This is a genomic window from Aeoliella mucimassa (assembly GCF_007748035.1).
Lineage (GTDB): Bacteria > Planctomycetota > Planctomycetia > Pirellulales > Lacipirellulaceae > Aeoliella > Aeoliella mucimassa.
Genome location: NZ_CP036278.1, coordinates 4,870,480 through 4,888,804, shown reverse-complemented (window position 1 = coordinate 4,888,804; position 18,325 = coordinate 4,870,480). Strand labels below are relative to the sequence as shown.

Annotated in this window: 13 protein-coding genes; 7 read left to right on the top strand and 6 right to left on the bottom strand. The window is 60.6% G+C overall.

Going from position 1 to position 18,325, the window contains the following annotated elements; all coding sequences use genetic code 11:
- Positions 1-3: 3 nt before the first annotated feature.
- Positions 4-1,341, top strand: coding sequence for a tRNA modification GTPase (locus Pan181_RS19150; RefSeq protein WP_145249157.1), 1,338 nt, complete (start codon positions 4-6; stop codon positions 1,339-1,341).
- A gap of 127 nt (positions 1,342-1,468) precedes the next feature.
- Positions 1,469-2,194 carry an SMI1/KNR4 family protein gene (locus tag Pan181_RS19145; protein WP_145249155.1) on the top strand — a complete coding sequence of 242 codons (726 nt, stop codon included), beginning with the start codon at positions 1,469-1,471 and terminating at the stop codon, positions 2,192-2,194.
- Between the two features lie 445 nt (positions 2,195-2,639).
- On the opposite strand, the gene Pan181_RS19140 is transcribed toward Pan181_RS19145, so the two are convergent.
- The 3 genes from Pan181_RS19140 to Pan181_RS19130 all read right to left on the bottom strand — a co-directional run bounded on the left by Pan181_RS19140 (position 2,640) and on the right by Pan181_RS19130 (position 7,251).
- Positions 2,640-3,437, bottom strand: a complete 798-nt coding sequence (locus Pan181_RS19140) for a phosphoribosylformylglycinamidine synthase subunit PurQ (RefSeq protein WP_145249153.1) — start codon at positions 3,435-3,437, stop codon at positions 2,640-2,642.
- Between the two features lie 66 nt (positions 3,438-3,503).
- On the bottom strand, positions 3,504-6,419 hold the full coding sequence (gene purL / locus Pan181_RS19135) for a phosphoribosylformylglycinamidine synthase subunit PurL (protein ID WP_145249152.1): 2,916 nt from the start codon (positions 6,417-6,419) through the stop codon (positions 3,504-3,506).
- Positions 6,403-7,251, bottom strand: coding sequence for a prephenate dehydrogenase (locus Pan181_RS19130; protein ID WP_145249150.1), 849 nt, complete (start codon positions 7,249-7,251; stop codon positions 6,403-6,405). Before Pan181_RS19130 ends, purL begins: the two co-directional genes overlap by 17 nt.
- A 441-nt stretch (positions 7,252-7,692) precedes the next feature.
- Between Pan181_RS19130 and Pan181_RS19125 the strand changes: the two genes are divergently transcribed.
- Together Pan181_RS19125 and hemW are read left to right on the top strand one after the other, a co-directional pair.
- A complete protein-coding gene (locus Pan181_RS19125) occupies positions 7,693-8,790 on the top strand; it encodes a DUF1573 domain-containing protein (RefSeq protein WP_145249148.1) in 1,098 nt (365 codons plus the stop codon).
- Between the two features lie 36 nt (positions 8,791-8,826).
- Positions 8,827-9,960 carry a radical SAM family heme chaperone HemW gene (hemW, locus tag Pan181_RS19120; protein ID WP_145249146.1) on the top strand — a complete coding sequence of 378 codons (1,134 nt, stop codon included), beginning with the start codon at positions 8,827-8,829 and terminating at the stop codon, positions 9,958-9,960.
- A gap of 20 nt (positions 9,961-9,980) precedes the next feature.
- On the opposite strand, the gene Pan181_RS19115 is transcribed toward hemW, so the two are convergent.
- The gene (locus tag Pan181_RS19115; protein ID WP_145249144.1) at positions 9,981-10,547 is read right to left on the bottom strand and encodes a hypothetical protein; all 567 of its coding nucleotides are present in this window, start codon (positions 10,545-10,547) and stop codon (positions 9,981-9,983) included.
- Between the two features lie 626 nt (positions 10,548-11,173).
- Here Pan181_RS19115 and Pan181_RS19110 point away from each other — a divergent pair.
- Complete coding sequence (locus tag Pan181_RS19110; protein ID WP_145249142.1) at positions 11,174-12,967, top strand: YXWGXW repeat-containing protein; 1,794 nt, start codon at positions 11,174-11,176, stop codon at positions 12,965-12,967.
- Between the two features lie 96 nt (positions 12,968-13,063).
- Here Pan181_RS19110 and Pan181_RS19105 read toward each other — a convergent pair whose 3' ends face one another.
- A complete protein-coding gene (locus tag Pan181_RS19105; protein WP_145249140.1) occupies positions 13,064-13,471 on the bottom strand; it encodes a GNAT family N-acetyltransferase in 408 nt (135 codons plus the stop codon).
- Positions 13,472-14,247: 776 nt separating this feature from the next.
- Between Pan181_RS19105 and Pan181_RS19100 the strand changes: the two genes are divergently transcribed.
- Positions 14,248-14,472 carry a hypothetical protein gene (locus Pan181_RS19100; RefSeq protein WP_145249138.1) on the top strand — a complete coding sequence of 75 codons (225 nt, stop codon included), beginning with the start codon at positions 14,248-14,250 and terminating at the stop codon, positions 14,470-14,472.
- Between the two features lie 17 nt (positions 14,473-14,489).
- On the opposite strand, the gene Pan181_RS19095 is transcribed toward Pan181_RS19100, so the two are convergent.
- Complete coding sequence (locus Pan181_RS19095; protein ID WP_145249137.1) at positions 14,490-14,714, bottom strand: hypothetical protein; 225 nt, start codon at positions 14,712-14,714, stop codon at positions 14,490-14,492.
- 327 nt (positions 14,715-15,041) lie between these two features.
- On the opposite strand from Pan181_RS19095, the gene Pan181_RS19090 reads away from it, so the two are divergent.
- Positions 15,042-18,068 (top strand): CHAT domain-containing protein, encoded by a 3,027-nt coding sequence (locus Pan181_RS19090; RefSeq protein WP_145249135.1) that lies wholly within the window; start codon positions 15,042-15,044, stop codon positions 18,066-18,068.
- Positions 18,069-18,325: the final 257 nt, after the last annotated feature.

Sequence of the window (18,325 nt, the reverse complement as noted above, 5' to 3'; positions counted from 1 at the left end):
CGCATGGATCTCGACGATACCATCGTCGCCGTGGCGTCGGCCACCGCGGGTGCCCCGCGGGGGGTGATCCGCATCAGTGGCCAGCAGGTTCGCCAGGTAGCCACCGCGCTACTGGCCGAACCCTTGGCCGGCGACTGGCCCACGCGCCCCACGGCCATTCCAGTCACGCTGCAATTGCCGGAGCAACGCACGCTGCCGGCTCGCTGGATGGTATGGCCTGGCACCCGCAGCTTCACTTGCCAGCCGACGGTCGAAATCCACACGCTCGGCTCCGCTCCCTTGCTCGAACTCGTGGTCGCCCAGGCCCGCGAAGCGGGCGCGCGACTGGCTGAGCCGGGGGAGTTCACGCTGCGAGCATTCATGGCTGGCCGCATCGATCTGACTCAGGCCGAAGCGGTGCTCGGGGTGATCGACGCCACCGGCGAGGCCGAACTACAAACTTCGCTCAAGCAACTCGCGGGGGGACTCGCGACTCCGCTGGCCGAACTCCGCGAAGAACTGTTGCTGCTCCTGGCCGATCTCGAAGCGGGGCTCGACTTTGCCGATGAAGACATCGAGTTCATCGCGGCCGACGTGCTTGTCGCGCAGCTCGAAGTGGTGCACCAGCAGGTCGCCCACCTGGCCCGACAGGTCGAAGCTCGCAAGCTCGATACCGCGCGGCCACAAGTGGTGCTCGTCGGTCCGGTGAATGCTGGCAAGAGCAGTTTGTTCAACGCACTCGCCGAGCGGTTCGGCACCTCGCCGCATCGCACGCGGGCGATCGAGTCGCCGGAGCGCGGGGTGACTCGCGATTACCTCACAGTCGAGGTGCGGCTGGCGGGGGTCGATTGTCTGCTCGTCGATACGGCGGGCATCGAGACCATTGCCGAACTATCGCCAGCCAGCGAAGCCCAGTCGATGACCACCATCGCTCGCGAAGCGGCCGACATGCTGCTGGTTTGTAGCGATGCCAGCGAAGCGGGCGAGGCTCCACTGCCGGTTGGTGAGAACGTGCTGCCAGTCGTCACAAAAGTCGATCAAGGTGGACCCGCACTGCATGGCCTGGCTACCAGCGCCCGCACTGGCGAGGGACTCGAATTGTTGGCCACTACCGTCGGCGAGCGACTCGCCAGCGAGGATAGCGACCTGGTGCCAAGCACCGCGCAGCGTAGTGCTGCCAGTCTGCAGGCGGCCGAGAAGGCGATTGCCACCGCCCAGCAACTGGCCGAGTTGGGCGGGGCCGAAGAACTCGTGGCCACCGAACTACGGCTGGCCCTCGACGAACTCGGCCAGGTGGCCGGCGTGGTATACACCGACGACGTGCTCGATCGCGTGTTTAGCCGCTTCTGTATCGGCAAGTAATCATTCCCCCCAGCTGGGCGACTCTCGCCAGCGACGAAAACAAGCTTCCCGCCAGATCGCATCGCCAGTATGCTGTAGTGGAAGCTTTGGGTGCAGCGAACGAACATCGGGCGCGGGGGAAGCGACCATGACACCTCTCGAAGTAATCTGCGCGGCCGAATCGATGGACCTCGTCGATGTCGATGGTCTGGCGATCGAGCTGACCTGGTTGCCTCCGCTGACGGAGGAGGAAATCGACCAGTTCGCCAGCGAGCTTATCTGCCCGCTCCCCACGGAGATTCGCGAGTTACTGCAGCACGGCCGAGGCTTCTCGGGGCCCACGACGACCGACGTGGTCGACTTCACCGGGCATCACTTTCCCTTTGAGTGCGACGAGATTTTTCCCCATGGCCTGCCGATTGCCTCGGATGGCTGCGGCAACTTTTGGGTGGTCGATCTCGCGCCCGAGAGCACGACGTTCGGCCCCATCTACTTCGCCTGCCACGATCCACCAGTGGTGCTGTACCAAAGTGCGACCCTGGCCGAGTTCCTCGCCGAGTTGCTCCGCGGTTGCCGGCCGCCACACGAGAGCCTGGTGAGCCAGGTGCACGCCGACCGGCCGTTTCGCGTATGGCAGACCAACCCCGAGGTCCTCAGCTGGGAAGCGTGCCACGAATCAAGCGACGAGGTGCTGCAAGCGTTTGCCAGTCGGCTCGATACGAGCTGGCAGGTAATCGATTTGCGGGCCGCCCCGCCTGGCATGGGGTTCTCGTGGGGGCGCTACGGACCGAGCACCGCTGTGCAGCGCCATGGTACCCTGCCGGTGTTCGCTTACCAGCGACCCAAGAGTCTGTGGAGCAGCTTGTTTGGTTGAGTCGCTCTGTGAATAGCGGGCAGTAGCAACTCGCAAACCGGCATCGCAGCTGAAGCATTGGATGGCGTGAGAATTCATCCATCGTTAGTTCGTTGTCAAAGGCCAATTCGAAGATTCTGCCACTTCGTTTTCCTTGCTAGTCTTCGCCAGATTTGAGTGGGAATTGGCCACCTAGGTTGATCTAATGAGATTGCACGAACGAGAGGACGTGCGATGCTCTTTGACAATTGAGAAGTGGTAGCACCAGCAAAGCGAATCGTTGGACCGGAATCGGTCGCGATTTGTTTTGCCCCCAGGGGGCAAAACGGTTTCGCACTTGCGCCACGGGCGTGCAGCGCAAGTGGTTGCTCTAAGCGAACTTAGCGAAATCGCCGGCGACGTAAGAATTGCCCCCACCCATCGATTTTCTTGCCAATGGGGGCAAAACGCGGAATCCGAGCGGTGGTTAGGCGAAGTACTTTACCGCGTTTTCGAACAGCTTCATGCCAGCTCCGTCGCCGGTCAGACCGTTGCGGGTCCACTGCGGATGCTGATGGGCGAACAGGAACCGCTCAGGGTGCGGCATCAGTCCCAGCACTCGCCCGGTCGTGTCGCAGATGCCAGCGACGTCGCCGCAGGCGCCGTTCGGGTTGGCAGGGTAGGGCACCGCGGGAGCCATCGTGGCCGCGGTCGCTAGCGCCGGCTCGCCGACCGGCGTGTAACGCAGCACCAGTCGTCCGCTGGCGGCCAACGCGTCGAGCGTCGCCTGATCGCGAACCACGAACTTCCCTTCGGCATGAGCCACCGGCAGTTCGATTTCGTCGAGTCCGCTGAGGAACACGCACTCCCCAGGAGCGACACCGAGCTTCACCCAGCGGGCTTCGTAGCGGCCGTTGTTGTTCCAGGCCAGTGTCGCCTGCGGGCCTTCGGCATCGTCGACATCGAGCAGGCCGGTTTTCATGAGCACCTGAAAGCCGTTGCAGATGCCAAGCACCAGCTTGCCGGCGTCGCGGAACTCGAGCAGCGCCTCGGCCAGACGCAATCGCAACTGGTTGCCGAGGATTCGCCCCGAGGCAATGTCGTCGCCGTAGCTGAATCCACCTGGGATCGCGAGCACCTGATGCTCATTGAGCAACTGAGGGTTGTCGAGCAACTCGCGAACATGCGCAGGGCGAGTCGTTCCGCCAGCTTGTTCGAAGGCGAACGCGGTTTCCTTGTCGCAGTTGGTTCCAGGGGCGCGAAGTACTAAGACGCGAGGGGACATGGTCGTTTGGCTTAGGGCTAAGGGAGGAAGTTGCGTGGAGGGTGAACCTAGGGCAAGGCGACTCGACTACCAAGCGAGCGGTTGTTGCCAGGCTTGCTTGACCGCGGTGAGTTCGGTATCGATCACCGGCTTGCCAGCCGAGGTGATCGTGAGCTTACTGCCAGCGGTGGTTTGGCCCAGCTTGACGCAAGGCACGCCAGCCATGGCTTGTTCGAACTCGCCCGCCCGGTCGGCTTTGACTTCGATCAGGAAGCGGGTGTTCGACTCGCTGAACAGCTTGCTGGCCGTCGAGGTTGCCGAGTCGATCGCGTCGAGCGAAAGTTCCAGGCCAATGCCAGAGGCGAACGCCATTTCGGCCGCCGAGACCGCCAGGCCACCTTCGCACAGGTCGTGGCAAGCAGCCACCGCGCCCGACTTGATGGCCGAGTGCACCGCGGTGAAGACCTGCGGAGCGAGTTCGACATCGACAGTCGGCACCTGCCCGCCGGTCAGATCGCGGACCAGCGCGAAATGCGAGCCGCCGAGTTCGTCCTTGGTAACGCCGACCAGATAGACTGGATTGCCAGCGGCCTTGAGATCCATGGTGACCGCCTGACTGGCGTCGTCCATCTGACCCATGGCACTGATCAGCAGCGAGGGAGGAATGGCAATCGTTTGCTTGTTGCCCGACTCGTCGAAGTAGCTGAACTCATTGTTCAGGCTGTCTTTGCCGCTGATGAACGGGGTGCCCATCGCGAGCGACAGGTCGTGACAAGCCAAAGCCGCGCGAACCAGCGAGCCAAGCGTTTCGGGCTTTTCGCAGTCGCCCCAGCAGAAGTTGTCGAGAATCGCGATGCGCGTGGGATCGGCACCTACAGCAACGCAGTTGCGAATCGCCTCGTCGATGGCACTGGCGGCCATGTGGTAGGTGTCGAAGTTGCCGTAGTGGGGATTCATGCCGCAGGAGATGACGATCGCTTTTTTGCTATCGATCACCGGGCAAACCACCGCCGCGTCGCCTGGTCCATCCGACTGGTTACCAACCAGCGGTTTGACCACGCTGCCCGACTTCACTTCGTGGTCGTACTGGCGAATGATCCATTGCTTGCTGGCCACGTTGAGCGAGCCGAGAATGCTCGTGAGCTCGGCGGTGTAGTCGTCCTGCTCGGCGGGGTTCAGCGGTTCGGTCGCTGGCGGCGAATAGCGAGCTTCGCGAACCACCGGCGGGCGGCCATCGTGCAGCAGCGACATCGGCAGGTCGCCGACTACCTGGTCTTGGTACTTCAGCACCAGCCGACCCGTGGGTTCGAAGCGGCCGATGATCGTCGCTTCGACTCCTTCAGACGCACAGAGGTCGTGCAGCTGTTGCCAGTTTTCTTCTGGCACCGAAACGACCATGCGTTCCTGGGCTTCGGAGATCCAGATTTCGGTGTAGGAGAGGCCTTCGTACTTGAGCGGGGCACGATCGAGCCAGACTTCGGCGCCGATCTTTTCGCCCATCTCGCCGAGGGCACTGCTGAACCCGCCGGCACCGCAGTCGGTAACCGCGGTGTAGAGTTGCAGGTCGCGAGCCTTGAGCAGCACGTCTTGCACCATTTTTTCTTCGATGGCGTTGCCAATCTGCACCGCGCCGCCGGAGAGGTCTTCGCTTTCGTGCGTCAGCTCAGCGCTCGAGAAGGTCGCGCCATGGATGCCGTCGCGGCCAGTGCGGCCGCCGATCGACACCGCGTAGTCGCCCGGCTGGGCCGTGCCGAACGCCTTGTCGTGAGGAATCACGCCGACGTTGCCGCAGTAGACCAAGGGGTTGCCGAGGTAACGCTCGTCGAAGTACACGGCGCCGTTCACCGTCGGAATGCCCATGCGGTTGCCGTAGTCGCGAACGCCAGCGACCACGCCCTGCATCACCCGGCGGGGGTGCAGCACGCCTGGCGGCAGGCTGTCGGCCGGCGTTTCAGGCGGGGCGAAGCAGAACACGTCGGTGCTGCAAACCGGCTCGGCCCCGAGCCCGGTGCCGAGGATGTCGCGGATCACACCCCCCAAACCGGTGTTGGCCCCGCCGTACGGTTCGAGGGCCGACGGGTGGTTGTGGGTTTCGACCTTGAAGGCCACGTGGCAAGTGTCGTTGAAGGTAACCACGCCTGCGTTGTCGGCAAATACGCTCACGCACCAGTCGTCGTCGCCCCACTGCTTACGCAGCGTTTGCGTGGCGGTGAAGATGGTTTCCTTCAGCATGTTTTCGAACTGCCGCTCGCCTTCGGGGCCGTTGTAGCGAATCCGCCCCGCCAGGGTTTTGTGGCTGCAGTGCTCGCTCCAGGTTTGGGCGAGGGTTTCGAGTTCGATGTCGGTTGGCTTCCGATCGAGATCGCGGAAGTACTTTTGGATGGTCTGCATCTCTGCGAGTTGCAGGTAGAGCTGACCCTCGCGGCTCAGACGCATCAGGCCTTCGTCGTCGAGCGAGTCGAGTTCCACGGTCTGCAGCGAGAACTCGTAGGGCCGACCGACATCGAGGTGATCGAGCGTAAGCGGGCCGACCACCACCTGTTCGATGGCGTCGTTCGCCAGCAAGCGGGTCGCCAGTTGGTCGACGCCTGCTGGGTCGAGGCCGCTGATCCAGTACTTGCGACAGGTGCGGACCAGCGGTGGTTCGATGCCAAGGTCGGCGATCGCCTGCTGAGCGCTCAAAGCCACGGGGTCCATCACGCCCGGCTTGGGGAGCACATGCACCAGCACGCTATCACTAGTGAGCCAAGCTGGCGAGCTAGTGAGCGAAGCATCGCCCGACTGAGCGACGACCGAGCGTTCCACGACCCTATCGGTCAGCAGTTCGTCGGTGATACGTTGCGCATCGTCGGCCGAAAGGTGGGCTCCTTCGAGCAAGAAGGCCCGCGCACTGGCAGCAGCAGACGGTTGGGCGAGGCCAAACTCGGCGGCTTCGTCAATCAGTTGTGTGGCGTCACGGTCGAGGTCCTCGCGGACCGGTAGTACATCAATTTCCCAAAGCATCGCGGATTTTCTTCCCTTCGAAGAGAAGTTCTTCGAGTTTGTCTCCGTCGTCGGTCGCAATGGCCGTACGAAGAGCCGTTAACTGAACATTAAAATGATCGAGTGCAGCGAGCACCTGCTCGCGATTAGCCAGAAAGATTTGTCGCCACAGCGTGGAGTCGGCCGCTGCTACGCGCGTGGTGTCGGCCCAACCGGTCGCTGCCAGGCCGAGCAGCTCCTGCGGTGTGGTCAGCGCCAGAGCGGTTGCCAGGGCGTGGGGCAAATGGCTGGTGACCGCCAGCGCGGCGTCGTGTTCGTCGGCCTGCAGCAAGATGGTGCGGGCGCCGAGGGCGTGCCAGAACTCAGCGATCTTCACCGTCGGTTCCAACTCGTTCTGATCGCTCGGGGTAATCACGACCATTCGTTTTTCGAACAAGTCGGCCCGGGAGAAATCGGGTCCGGTGTTGTGATCCCCCGCCAGCGGGTGGCTTCCGACGAATTGCGACGCCCGCGGGCCGCATTTCTCACAAATATCGCGAATAATCGCTTCCTTGGTGCTGCCGACATCGGTCACCAGGCAGTCGGGACCAACATGCTCGAGCACCTGGGCCACCTGGTCGGCAACCGTCTCGACTGGCGTGCAAACGACCACCACGTTGGCTCCAGCGACTCCTTCGGCCAGATCGGTGGTCGCTTCCGTCACGGTTCCTATCGACTGAGCATGCGACAATTTGCCCTTATAGCGGCCGATACCTATGACTTCTTTAGCAAGTTCCCGTTCTTGCAGGGCTTTGCCAATCGAGCCTCCCAGCAGGCCGACGCCGATAATCGCAACCTTATCGAAGTTTGGCATAGGGTGTGCAGATACGGGGAAGTTTTAAGAGGACGGGTAACAGGGTTGTGCCCCGATAATACCAAAGCGGTCCACCCTTGCCGCGGGGGGGCACCCAGCCCTGGAGTCGGGATTCCGGTTAAGCCGACTGCGCTGCTTAGCGAATCTAAACCAGCTGTCGAATGTGCACCTCCTGAATTGCTCTTTCCGAAAAACTTCACTGAACGGAAAATCACGTTAAATTCCAATACTGACTGCTGCACCAGTTCCGCAAACAAACTATATAATGCCAGATGGATGGTTCGATACTCCGACTTGGATTCGCCTCGATTGCAGTGTTATGGCAAATCGATCGTCCTTCTACCAAATACTAGTGGGGTCGCTAGGTAGGGCCGACTAGCGCTGGGAAGCGCATAGCGGTTGGCCACATCGGGGAACTCTAACATCGAAAGCACGATTGTCATGTCTCGCCAAATTCGCGTTGCTTGGTTCATTTTTGGTATCGCCGCATGCCTGCAGGCGAACCTGTTCTGCTCGAACTTCGCCAGCGCCCAGGAGTGGCCCAAGAAGATGTTCGAGACCACGGAGCACGATTTTGGCACCGTCGCTCGCGGGTCCGACACCGTCTACAAGTTTGAAGTTACCAACAAGTTCGTCGAAGACATTCACCTGGCAAGCGTTCGTTCGAGCTGTGGTTGCACCACTCCGTCGATCGAAGGCAACCTGATCAAAACCTACGAAAAGGCCTACGTGGTCGCCAAGTTTAACACTCGCGCGTTCACCGGGTACCACAGTGCAACGCTGACCGTAACGATCGATAAGCCTTATCCGGCCCAGATTCAGCTCCGCGTCCGCGGCAACATTCGCGGCGACGTGGTGTTCGAGCCGGGCGGTATCAACTTTGGTACCGTCGATCAGGGCGCGCAGCACGAGAAGAGTGTCCGCGTCCGCTACGCAGGCCGCAGTGGCTGGGAAATCAAAGACGTCGTCACCTCGAACGATAGCAGCGATTACTACGAAGTCGAGCTGAACGACCTGCAGCGCCGCGGCGGAGTCGCCCAGTACGAGCTGATGGTTCGCCTGAAGGAGACCGCACCTGCTGGTTACCTGAAGGATCAATTGGTGCTGGTTACCAACGACAGCAACAACCCCCGCATCCCGCTCGATATCGAAGGCCGCGTGACTCCCGAGATTTCGGTGATGCCGGAGAACTGGGTGCTGGGCGATGTGGAGCCTGGTAGCGAAGTTTCCAAGAAGCTGATCGTCCGCGGCAAGACTCCCTTCACGATCACCAAGATCGATTGCGACGACTGCTTCTCGTTCGAGTTCGGCGACGAAGCCAAAACCACCCACGTGGTATCGTTGAACTTCCGCGCTGGCGAGCAACCTGGCCAGCTGAAGAAGCAAATCAGCATTCACACCGATCGCGGCGAAACATACAACGCCACCTGCACGGCGTACGCCAACATCATCGAGCTATCGACGCCTGAGTCGGATCCCGACGAAGGCACCTCGACCGCGGCTCGCGAGTCCGACTCGAGCCTGGCTGGCAATCAGTAACGCAGCCCCGGCGGCAATGAATGTCGACTCGCTAACATGCCTCAGGCTGCTTACATCCATGTGCCGTTCTGCGCCCATCGATGCGGCTACTGCAACTTTGCCGTGGTCGCAGGGCGGGGCGAGTTGGTGCCGGCTTACTTGGATGCGATCGATCGCGAGCTGGCCTCGCTGGTCGACGAGCCGCAGCCGGTTATCACGCTCTACTTCGGCGGTGGAACCCCGACCCAATTAGGGTGCGAAGGGCTCGAGCGGCTGGGCGAGATCGTGCTCGCCCATCACCCGCTCTTGCAATCCGACACCCGCGGTTACGAGTGGACCATCGAGGCCAACCCAGCGGATATGTCGACCGACATGGCGCGAACGATCGCCAACAGCGGAGCGAACCGCCTGAGTTTGGGTGGGCAGTCGTTTCGGCCCGAGAAGCTGAAACTGCTCGAACGCGATCACACCGCGAGCGATATCATTCGCTCGATGCAGCTCGCCCACGAGCACAAGCTGGCGGTGTCGCTCGATTTGATCTTCGCAACGCCGGACGAGACGCTCGACCAGTGGCATCGCGACCTGCAGCAGGCCATCGATTTGCAGCCCGAGCACATTTCGGTCTACGGGCTCACCTTCGAAAAGGGCACCACTTACTGGGGCCGCTTGCTACGGGGTGAGCTGGTGGAGTCGGAAGACGAGCTGCAACGCGACATGTACCTGTCGACCATCGAGCGGCTGAATCAGGCGGGCTACGAGCACTACGAGGTCTCGAACTTCGCGCGGCCGGGCCATCGCAGTCGGCATAACGAAACCTACTGGCGGGGCGACGAGTACTTTGCCGCTGGGCCCGGTGCAGCCCGTTACGTGGCCGGCGTTCGCGAGACCAATCATCGCAGTACCACCACCTACCTGCGACGTGTGCAGGCAGGCGAGTCGCCAGTCGCAGAACGGGAACAGCTCGACCACGAAGCTCGCGCTCGCGAACGGTTGGTATTCGGACTCCGCCGCTTGGAAGGAGTCGATCGGCAGGAGTTTCAAGCAGCCACTGGCTATGCGGTCGAGCAACTGGCAGCCGAGGCGATCGACAAGTTCGTCGACATCGGTCTGTTGCAGGTGGACGACCACCGCGTGAAACTCACCCGCGAAGGGCTTCTGGTTAGCGACGCCATGTGGCCCGAGATGCTGTAATTCTCCGGCCTTCCGCCCGATTACATCGGGGCGCGTGGCAACTGGCGGGCGTGGGGCGGAACCTCGCGCGGCGGCAGCCGCTCACCGGTTTCGTCGGCCCACACCTGACGCTCTTCGTCGCTGGCGTAGTATCGCAACCAGATGGCGGGGTCGCCTTCCACATTGGCACAATCCCAATGCAAGAAGCTGTTGCGCTTCGAGAGTTTCTTCTCGTAGCTCGGCAGAATATCGCGATAGATCAGCGTGTAGAGCTGGCGATCGTCGAGGTGGTTCGTGAAGTCGAGTACGATTTGCTTTTCGTACAGTTGCTCCACGACCGTATCGAGCAGTTCGCTCAACTGATCACCCGCCAGGTGATCGGGATGCGGCAGCACCAGTTCAGGATCGAACCATTGGCTGATCGGCACCATCGGCGCCCGCTCCCAGTCGAGCATCGACTGCAAGAATTCGTTTTCGCGATGCGTCGACATCGCGCGGTAGTCGACACTACCGATCGACTCGTCGAACAAGGGTTCCAATTCGTCCCGCAACCGTGCGTTACGGAGCAGGCTGTCGACTTCGTCGTGCTGAGATTCAGAAAAATACATAGCAGGCTTGCAGCGGCATCGACCGCTGCGCAAAGTGGGCTTCTGGATTCATGGAAGCACTCCGGCGCTCCCGTGATTTCGACTTTACCAACCGGTTGCGGATGGAAAAAGACTTTGTTGCCAATGGATCGAGCAAGTTACGAAAAGGCAACAGACAGAACCGCTACGACCGGCAAGGTCGCCCCGCTTAGCCCATACGACCGGCAGAGTAGCTGCTAGCGGCCAAGCCGATTCCGGCGAACTGGCGAGAACCTCTCAAGAGTTGCCAAGGTCGACTAGAGAGATGAATGCTCGTTGCGCGCGAGTGCTATCACGATTTGAGACAGCTGTCGTCGTTCTGACGACAGTTTGATGCTCTGGCAACCAGTCTGATCGCGGGTTGCTCGTCGGTCGACCAACTTCTGAAGTCGGACAAAGGCCAAGCGGGAGCTTTTCCAAACTCCAGGCAAAAAACGGCTGTATTCAGGCGAAAGACCGATTCTGCCAGGAGATTCTCGCTTCCCTGGCAGGCTATCGAAACGTCAGGGAACTGCGAATTCGCCCTGTTTGCGGGTAACCAGTCGGCGAATGGCGCTCCGTTTGCTTTTTACTTCGACGAACCCATTATTCGTAAGGAGTAACCGTTGATGTCTCGCCTATTTTCCTGCGTTAGCAGGTGCACGAAGTCGCTCATGTTGGTCGCCGCTTGTTGCAGTTTGCCGGCCGCGACTCTCGTGGCCCAGCTGCCTCCCCCGCCGACCCCCGACTACTCGGTGCAGCAAAACGAGTTGTCGCACCAATTCACGGAGCTTAGCCGTGGCCCGATTCACGAAGCGTTCGCGCAGCCATTTGGTGGTTCGCAGTCGTCGTTCGTGATCAACCGTCAGCCGCCCGCTAAGGTCTCGGAAGTCCCTCCCAGCATCGGACCGCAGAGTCGCGAGTTCCAATGGATCCCCGGGTACTGGGGATGGGAACCTGCCGACGAGCGATTCGTATGGGTCAGCGGTGTTTGGCGGCTTCCGCCCGAGGGCAAAGTATGGAAACCTGGCTATTGGGAGCGCGTTGATGGCGGCTACGCCTGGGGGTCGGGCTATTGGTCCGATGGTTCCGACCTGCTAGTGCTGGCCGAGCAACCTCCCGAACCTCGTGAAGAGAATCCCGGCGCGCAGCCCACGCCGTCGCACATCTGGGTGCCTGGCTGTTGGCAACCTGGCCGCGAGCGGTTTGAGTGGCGCCCTGGCTTCTGGGCGCAAGGCTACGATGGTCTGGTGTGGATGCCGATGCGTTACAGCTGGACTCCACAAGGCTACGTCGTGGTGCCTGGCTATTGGGATTACCAACTCGAAGACCGCGGTGTGCTGTACACTCCGGTCGTGATGAACGAGAACGTCACCAGCAGCTATCGCTACTCGCCGACTTCGGTGGTGATGGTCGATCGTTTGCCAGTTCACCTGTTCATCAACATGAACTACGGCCACTACTGCTTTGGCAATTACTACGACTATCGGATGCCGCGCAATAACTTCGTCGCGTGGACTACCTACAACCAAGGCTACTACTACGATCCGCTGCGGATGTTCTATACCACGTTCCACCGCGATCGGTTTCGCCAGTTCCAAACTCGGCACGACTACTATCGCGACCACCGTGATATGCGTCCCCGCAACACCTGGCAGGCGCAACGCGATTGGCAGCGCAACGGACGCGTCGACCTGGAAGATGCTTTGCTAGCGGCTGGTTCCGACATCCTACTCAACGGGCGGTACTTCAATCGCCGTCGTGGTTATGAGTTCAATAACCAGCCTCGTCGCCATGAAGTGCTACGCGTGGATCGTGATCGCCTGCTCGAAGCGGAAAAAGACCGCCGTGAAGAGCTTCGCGATCAAGAGAAGTCGCGAAACCGTGATATCCGCGACTACATGGAGAAACGCGAAGAGTATCAGAAGAAGCTGCAACAGCAGGAGAAGGAGCAAGTTCGCGAGCCTTCGAAGGATCGCCAAGACTTTATCCGCCAGTTTTCTAAAAACCGCGATCAGCAGCTTCGTGACATCAACCAACAGCGTCAAGAGCAGCAACGGCGCACGTTCCAGAAGATGCAAGATCAGCAGCGTGATGCGATCAAGCGTATTCAGGAACAACAACGCGAAGCGGTCCGAAAACGTCAGGAGCAGCAACGCGGCTCGGCGAAGAAGCAAGCTGAGCAGCCTCGTCCGCAAGCAAAGCCCGAGATGCGCAGGCCTGATTTCCGCAAGCCACAGCAGCCCAATCGTCAGCAGTCCAATCGTGGGCAGGCCGAAGGGAATCGTGGCAACCGCGGTAACCGTGGGCAGGCCAACAAGGCACCTTCGAATAGAGGGCCTTCGAACAAAGGTTCCTCGAACCGAGGAGCGTCGAGCAACGGCTCTGGTAAATCGCGCGGCAAAGGAAAAGGCAAAGACTAACTCGGCGTGTTGAGTTAGCACCTTGATCAACACTTCCGGCTTGGGAGCTTCCCGAGTCGGTAGTTTTTTATGCGCGGTACATTGCGAACTTGCTGGTTACTGCTGCGGCGAGCGCAGCCAGCACGAGTGGTGCGGCTTCATGCCGATGTGAGGGTAATACGTTTCGGCCTGTGGTGCTGAGAGCAGCAGCAACGTGGTCGCGAGCCCCGCATGTTGGTGAGTGTGGTCGATGAGTTGCCGACCGATGCCTTGCCCCTGATGCGACTGATCGACGGCCAGGTCCGACAAGTAGGTGCAGTAGCTGAAGTCGGTAATCGCCCGCGAGACGCCGACCAGCAGCCCTGCGGTATCCCTGGCGGTAACGATCACGCTGGCATGACGCAGCATCTCGGCGATGCGCGGTAAGTCGTCGACCGGGCGTCGCGCGGCGAGAGTCGACCGCTCCAGCACACCGACGAACTCCTCGACCGACAGCTGCGGTTCGACCGCGTAGGTAATCGTCATCGCAGCGACCTTTTCGTGCAAGAAACTTCGGTAATACAAACAGGATTAGTACAAACAGGATAGCTCGGGGGATTGGCAATCGATCTGGACGCAACCCACTGGCATGGCGAGCCTGACTCACCCTCCAAGACCGCGACGATCACTCTTCGGTTCGGGGGCCAGGGCCGCCGCTGGGAACACTCGATCGACTTGGCGGTTACTGCTGGTTTTTTGCTCGCATTTGGCCACCCAATCGGGTCTAATGGGTGTGTGGACGCATGTTCATGCTCGCCGAGTGGCGGGCGATCTTTGACAATTTGAGTCGGCGTGGTAAGTCACGGCAAGAACGGCGCTTGGAAGTTCCAGGCAGTCGAGGTTCGCTGCTGCGCGGTTGTCAAAGCTGTAGGCTTTGGGCTGTAAGCGGTAGGCTGGATCCTTCGGGTCGCTGGAAGCTCCCCGCAGGATGACATTCCGTAATCCGCAATCCCAAATCCTCAATCGGCCCCCCTCCCCAGAAATAGTTACCCATGGGTGGGAATCTATTTTGGGCACTTTCCGCGGAGGTGTTGATGCAACTTATTACCTATCAATGACTTACGATTGATTCCCGCCGCGAAAATAGATTCCCACTCGATGCGTTTTGGGAAATGGGAATCTATTCGAGCCCGAAAACCACTGTTTTTTAAGCTTGGCCCGAGATTCAATTTTCCCATCGGTGGGAAAATTGGGAATCTATTCACCATGGACCATTCCTCAGGCGGGCGGCGCACGAAAATAGCCCCCAAGTTTGGGGGCTGATGTTTCGAGCAAGGCGATATCGGCGCGCGGCTGCGATATCGCTCGGCATCGCGCTGCCAGTGCTGCATCGCTGGCGGTCGAACACCAAGGCTCACGCCCAGTGCATTCGCTCGCAGCGCAACGTGTCAGCTCGCCTGGCACTGTTCGGCGACAACCTGCTATGCGTCACTCAGGCAGCGATCTGCCAGAGTCGCAAAGCGAGAGTCACTGCGCCGAGTAGCTGACGCTGGTGCGACTTGGCTTAGCGATTCTGCGGAGTGCTTTCGGTTTGTGCCTTGGCTTCCTGCATGGCGGCCGCTTCGCGGGCCAGCTTCATTTCAGGGCCTTTGGGAAAGTACTGCACGTCGTCGCCACGGTAGTAGGGGCTCGGCAGCACCTGACCGGAGTAGACGCCCTGGCAGCCGGTAAGCGCCATCGAAGCGAGAACAACAAGGCCGCAAGTGGCGTGCTTGAGTTTGTGATTCATCCGTCGAACCGTTTTTGTGATGAGTTTGGACGATCGCGGAAGGCCGCTGTCCGAAATGGAATTCTGTGATGCAAACGGGGCGCACGGCCAGCCGTTACCACCGTTATCGTCCACTCGACCGGCAAGGTTTAACATTTGGAACGTTTTTTAACCCTGGTTGCTAGCAGCCAGGGGATGTCGACCCGATCGATGGCCCGATCGATGAAAAGATAGGTAATTACCGCGAGCTGGAAATTCTGCAGAATTGCGGGATAAATCGCCCACCTTGGCTACGAATGGTAGAATACGGCAACGTCTGTCCGTCGATCCCTTTACCCCCTAATTGCTATGCTTGCACAGCCTTTTGATTCTCGCTCGTTGACTGCAATGCTGGCATGGGCTTCGCTGCTGGTTGTGGCCGGGCTCCACCAGCCAGCGCTGGCTCAGCTCGGCAGCACGACGCCGACGCAGGGCTACTACATGGCGATCGAGGAGCTCTACGAGGGGGATTATCGTGGGGCATTGAAGGATTTCCAGGGCGAAGTCCGCGGCGGTATCCGCATCGGTCTGACGCGTTGGATCGATTCGATCTGCTATCAAACCATGCTCGGCGAAACCTATTACCAGATGGGCAACACGAGCCAGGCCCTGGTGGAGTTCGATGCGGCCTGCGAACTGTATTTGAGCTACCCAAAGTGGCTGCTATCGGTCGACTTCCGCCAAGCGATTCGCCCCGATGCGAACCCCGTGCGGCGCATCGCCCCGTGGGGGCGCCCGCAACGTCAGGTCACCTACGGGCAGCTGCCCGATACCATGCTGATCCAGCAGGGAGAGATGATTACCGAGCAGCGGCTGCAGCAAGGCGGCACGATTCAGAGCCAGCAGATGTGGCGGGTCGACGTCGTCGAGGTGGTGCGTGCAACCGCCCTGGCGATTCGCCGGCGAAACGAGATTCTCGGGCCGCTCGGCAAGACCGATCGCATGAGCAAGAGCCTGGTCGACACCCTCGCACGAGGCGACACGACCCAGCGGAATCACTGGTCGGGCGTTTGGAGTGAACTGCTGCTGGCGACTGCTCAGCAGGGCATTGGTGAGTCGCAGCAAGCGCTCGCTCACTTTTCGCGAGCCGCGTTGATTGATGGTCGCTACGATCACGACCTCACCGCGGCCGCATTGCTGGGGCAAGCGACCATCGCCCTGGAGTCGGGTAACGCCCAGGCGGCGCTGAACCTGGCGACCGAGGCAAGCTACGCGGCCTACGCCTACGAAGACTACGATCTGCTCGGTGCATCGTTCGAACTGATGCATCGGGCCTTCATCGCCGGTGGCGGCGAAGGTGCCTTGGCACAGCTCGACGTTGCTGCTCAGTGGGCGACTCGCAAGAACTTCGATCACCTGGCGGCAACCTGTTTGATCGGCGAGGCCGAGCAGCTTGTCTCCTCCGGCGATTCTCGCACTTCGTTGGCGAAGCTGGGAGCCATTAGCACTCGGCGACGCGACTTAAAGGCGGGACGACTTGGTCCCTGGCGGCGATACGTCGAGGCCTTCATCGCTTACGAAGAGAACAATGCGAAGCTAGGCGATAAGGCGATTGCTGAAGCCATCGTGCAGAATCGCGCCCAATCGCTGCGGAACTTCCAGATCGGGCTCACGACTGGTCGCGTGGATAGCGGCCGGTTGCCGACGCGTGAAGCGGTCGACTTGTACGCAATCTTGCTGCGAGAGCCGCTGGCTGCGGATTGGGCGTACAGTCCACTGGAAACGCTTACGAACTTGACGACCCCCTACGAGGGAGCGATGAATCGGTGGTTGCTGTCGGCGCTCGACCGAGAGCAAGTGACCGATGCGATCGACATTGCCGACTTGGCGAAGCGACGGCGGTTCTGGCTCGCCCAAGGCATCGGCGGTCGACTGCTGGCGATTCGTCACTTGCTGGAAAGCGACCCCGTGTTGCTGTCGCCTGAAGCGGCGGTCGAGCGGCGCGACCTGCTGCTGCGTGCTCCCGATTACAGCAAGCTGGTGGAGCAAGCGGCGGAGATTCGCGCCGAGATCGACGCGAAGCCGATGGCCGACGACTCGGGCAAGATGGACAACAACCAGTACAACCTGCTCAAGCGCCTGGCGAGCAACGCCGAGCAGCGCGAGGCACTCATCCGTCGCCTGGCGATGCGACGCGATGCGACCGACATGATGGTTCCGCCTCGCATGAATGCGGCTGCCCTGCAGCAGAAGCTCGATAAGGGGCAAACCGTGATGGTGTTCCATCAAGCGGGCAACGCGGTGTTTGGGTTTGTGCTGCTCGACAAAGACTACCACCTTTGGCGATTGCCGGATGCGGAAGTGATGGCCGAAGCCACCGGCGACATGCTGCGAGCGATGGGCAACTTTACGCAAAGCCGAACGCTGACGACCGAAGACCTGTCGCTTGAACTGTGGAAGCCGATGGCCATGCAGTACGGCGACCTGTTGTTCGAGGAGTCGCGGATCAACCTGACGAACACCAAAGAGCTGATCGTGATTCCCGACGGGGTGCTCTGGCACGCGCCGATCGAAGCGTTGATGCCTACGATCGGTGGCAACAAGGACTTTGTGATCGACCGTACTCCAGTGCGATACGCGCCGACCCTCGGCTACGCAATGCCGAACGCCAAGCCGATGCGGCCGATTCGCACTTCGATCGTGGCGGCCGAAATCGGCGCAGGAGCGACCGACTTCTTGCCGCAACAGGCAGCCGAAGAGATTGCCAGCACCGTCACTGGTTCGGTGGTGCTCAACGCCCCGGTAACGACTCCCACGCCGCTGATCGCCAGCATGGCCGAAGAACTGGTGGTGCTCGCCACTGCGGAAATCGACCCCAGCGAACCCTATGCGTTCACGCCGATGCCGCTCGATCGGCCGACATCGCGCGGGACCTTGGGAACCTGGACCGAGTTGCCACTGCCAGGGTGCGAACGCATCATCCTGGGCGGCATGCGAACCGTCGCCGAATCGGGCCTCAAGGCGCGAAGTCGCTCGCGCAATGCCGAAGCTGTAGTGCCCGGGCCGGAGATGTTCCACGCCAGTTGCACGCTGCTCGCCAGCGGGGCGAAGACCGTGATGCTGAGTCGCTGGCAAACCAGCGGCAAGACCCAACGTGACCTGCTGCGTGAGTTAGTGTTAGAGCTACCGCACACGACCGCCGACGAAGCTTGGCGGCGAAGTGTCGCGCTGGCGCGACGGACCAATTTGGATCCCGATCAGGAGCCGCGATACAAGCGAGCCGATGCAACCAGCGAGGTGCCGACCGCAGAGCACCCATTCCTATGGGCGGGGTATCTATTAGTGGATACCGGCTACGATCCCCGCCCAGCCGAAGAGGAACCCGCGCAGCCGTAAGCCACGGAGGTGATAGCTTATCCATCTTGCCCGCTTTTAAGTGGTTGAGCTGTCGGCTGTGCGAGCGAACTGACGCACGTTGGCACACTTTTGTGTGCGATAGTGCGCGCGTGGCTTTGGTTGTTCAGTGCGTAATCGCACGAAACAGCGATCAAACATGCAGTTCATTTTTTGCTGGGTTGTGGCACGCTTATTGCTTCGGTAGGCTGCCAAGTAATTCAGCTTTTCCATTTCTACTTTAGCCACGATCGGATCCG

Excerpts from the sequence above, each read along its gene's own strand:
- Pan181_RS19150 (WP_145249157.1), top strand. The coding sequence starts at position 4 with ATGGATCTCGACGATACCATCGTCGCCGTGGCGTCGGCCACCGCGGGT.
- Pan181_RS19145 (WP_145249155.1), top strand. The coding sequence starts at position 1,469 with ATGACACCTCTCGAAGTAATCTGCGCGGCCGAATCGATGGACCTCGTC.
- Pan181_RS19140 (WP_145249153.1), bottom strand. The coding sequence starts at position 3,437 with ATGTCCCCTCGCGTCTTAGTACTTCGCGCCCCTGGAACCAACTGCGAC.
- purL (WP_145249152.1), bottom strand. The coding sequence starts at position 6,419 with ATGCTTTGGGAAATTGATGTACTACCGGTCCGCGAGGACCTCGACCGT.
- Pan181_RS19130 (WP_145249150.1), bottom strand. The coding sequence starts at position 7,251 with ATGCCAAACTTCGATAAGGTTGCGATTATCGGCGTCGGCCTGCTGGGA.
- Pan181_RS19125 (WP_145249148.1), top strand. The coding sequence starts at position 7,693 with ATGTCTCGCCAAATTCGCGTTGCTTGGTTCATTTTTGGTATCGCCGCA.
- hemW (WP_145249146.1), top strand. The coding sequence starts at position 8,827 with ATGCCTCAGGCTGCTTACATCCATGTGCCGTTCTGCGCCCATCGATGC.
- Pan181_RS19115 (WP_145249144.1), bottom strand. The coding sequence starts at position 10,547 with ATGTATTTTTCTGAATCTCAGCACGACGAAGTCGACAGCCTGCTCCGT.
- Pan181_RS19110 (WP_145249142.1), top strand. The coding sequence starts at position 11,174 with ATGTCTCGCCTATTTTCCTGCGTTAGCAGGTGCACGAAGTCGCTCATG.
- Pan181_RS19105 (WP_145249140.1), bottom strand. The coding sequence starts at position 13,471 with ATGACGATTACCTACGCGGTCGAACCGCAGCTGTCGGTCGAGGAGTTC.
- Pan181_RS19100 (WP_145249138.1), top strand. The coding sequence starts at position 14,248 with ATGTTTCGAGCAAGGCGATATCGGCGCGCGGCTGCGATATCGCTCGGC.
- Pan181_RS19095 (WP_145249137.1), bottom strand. The coding sequence starts at position 14,714 with ATGAATCACAAACTCAAGCACGCCACTTGCGGCCTTGTTGTTCTCGCT.
- Pan181_RS19090 (WP_145249135.1), top strand. The coding sequence starts at position 15,042 with ATGCTTGCACAGCCTTTTGATTCTCGCTCGTTGACTGCAATGCTGGCA.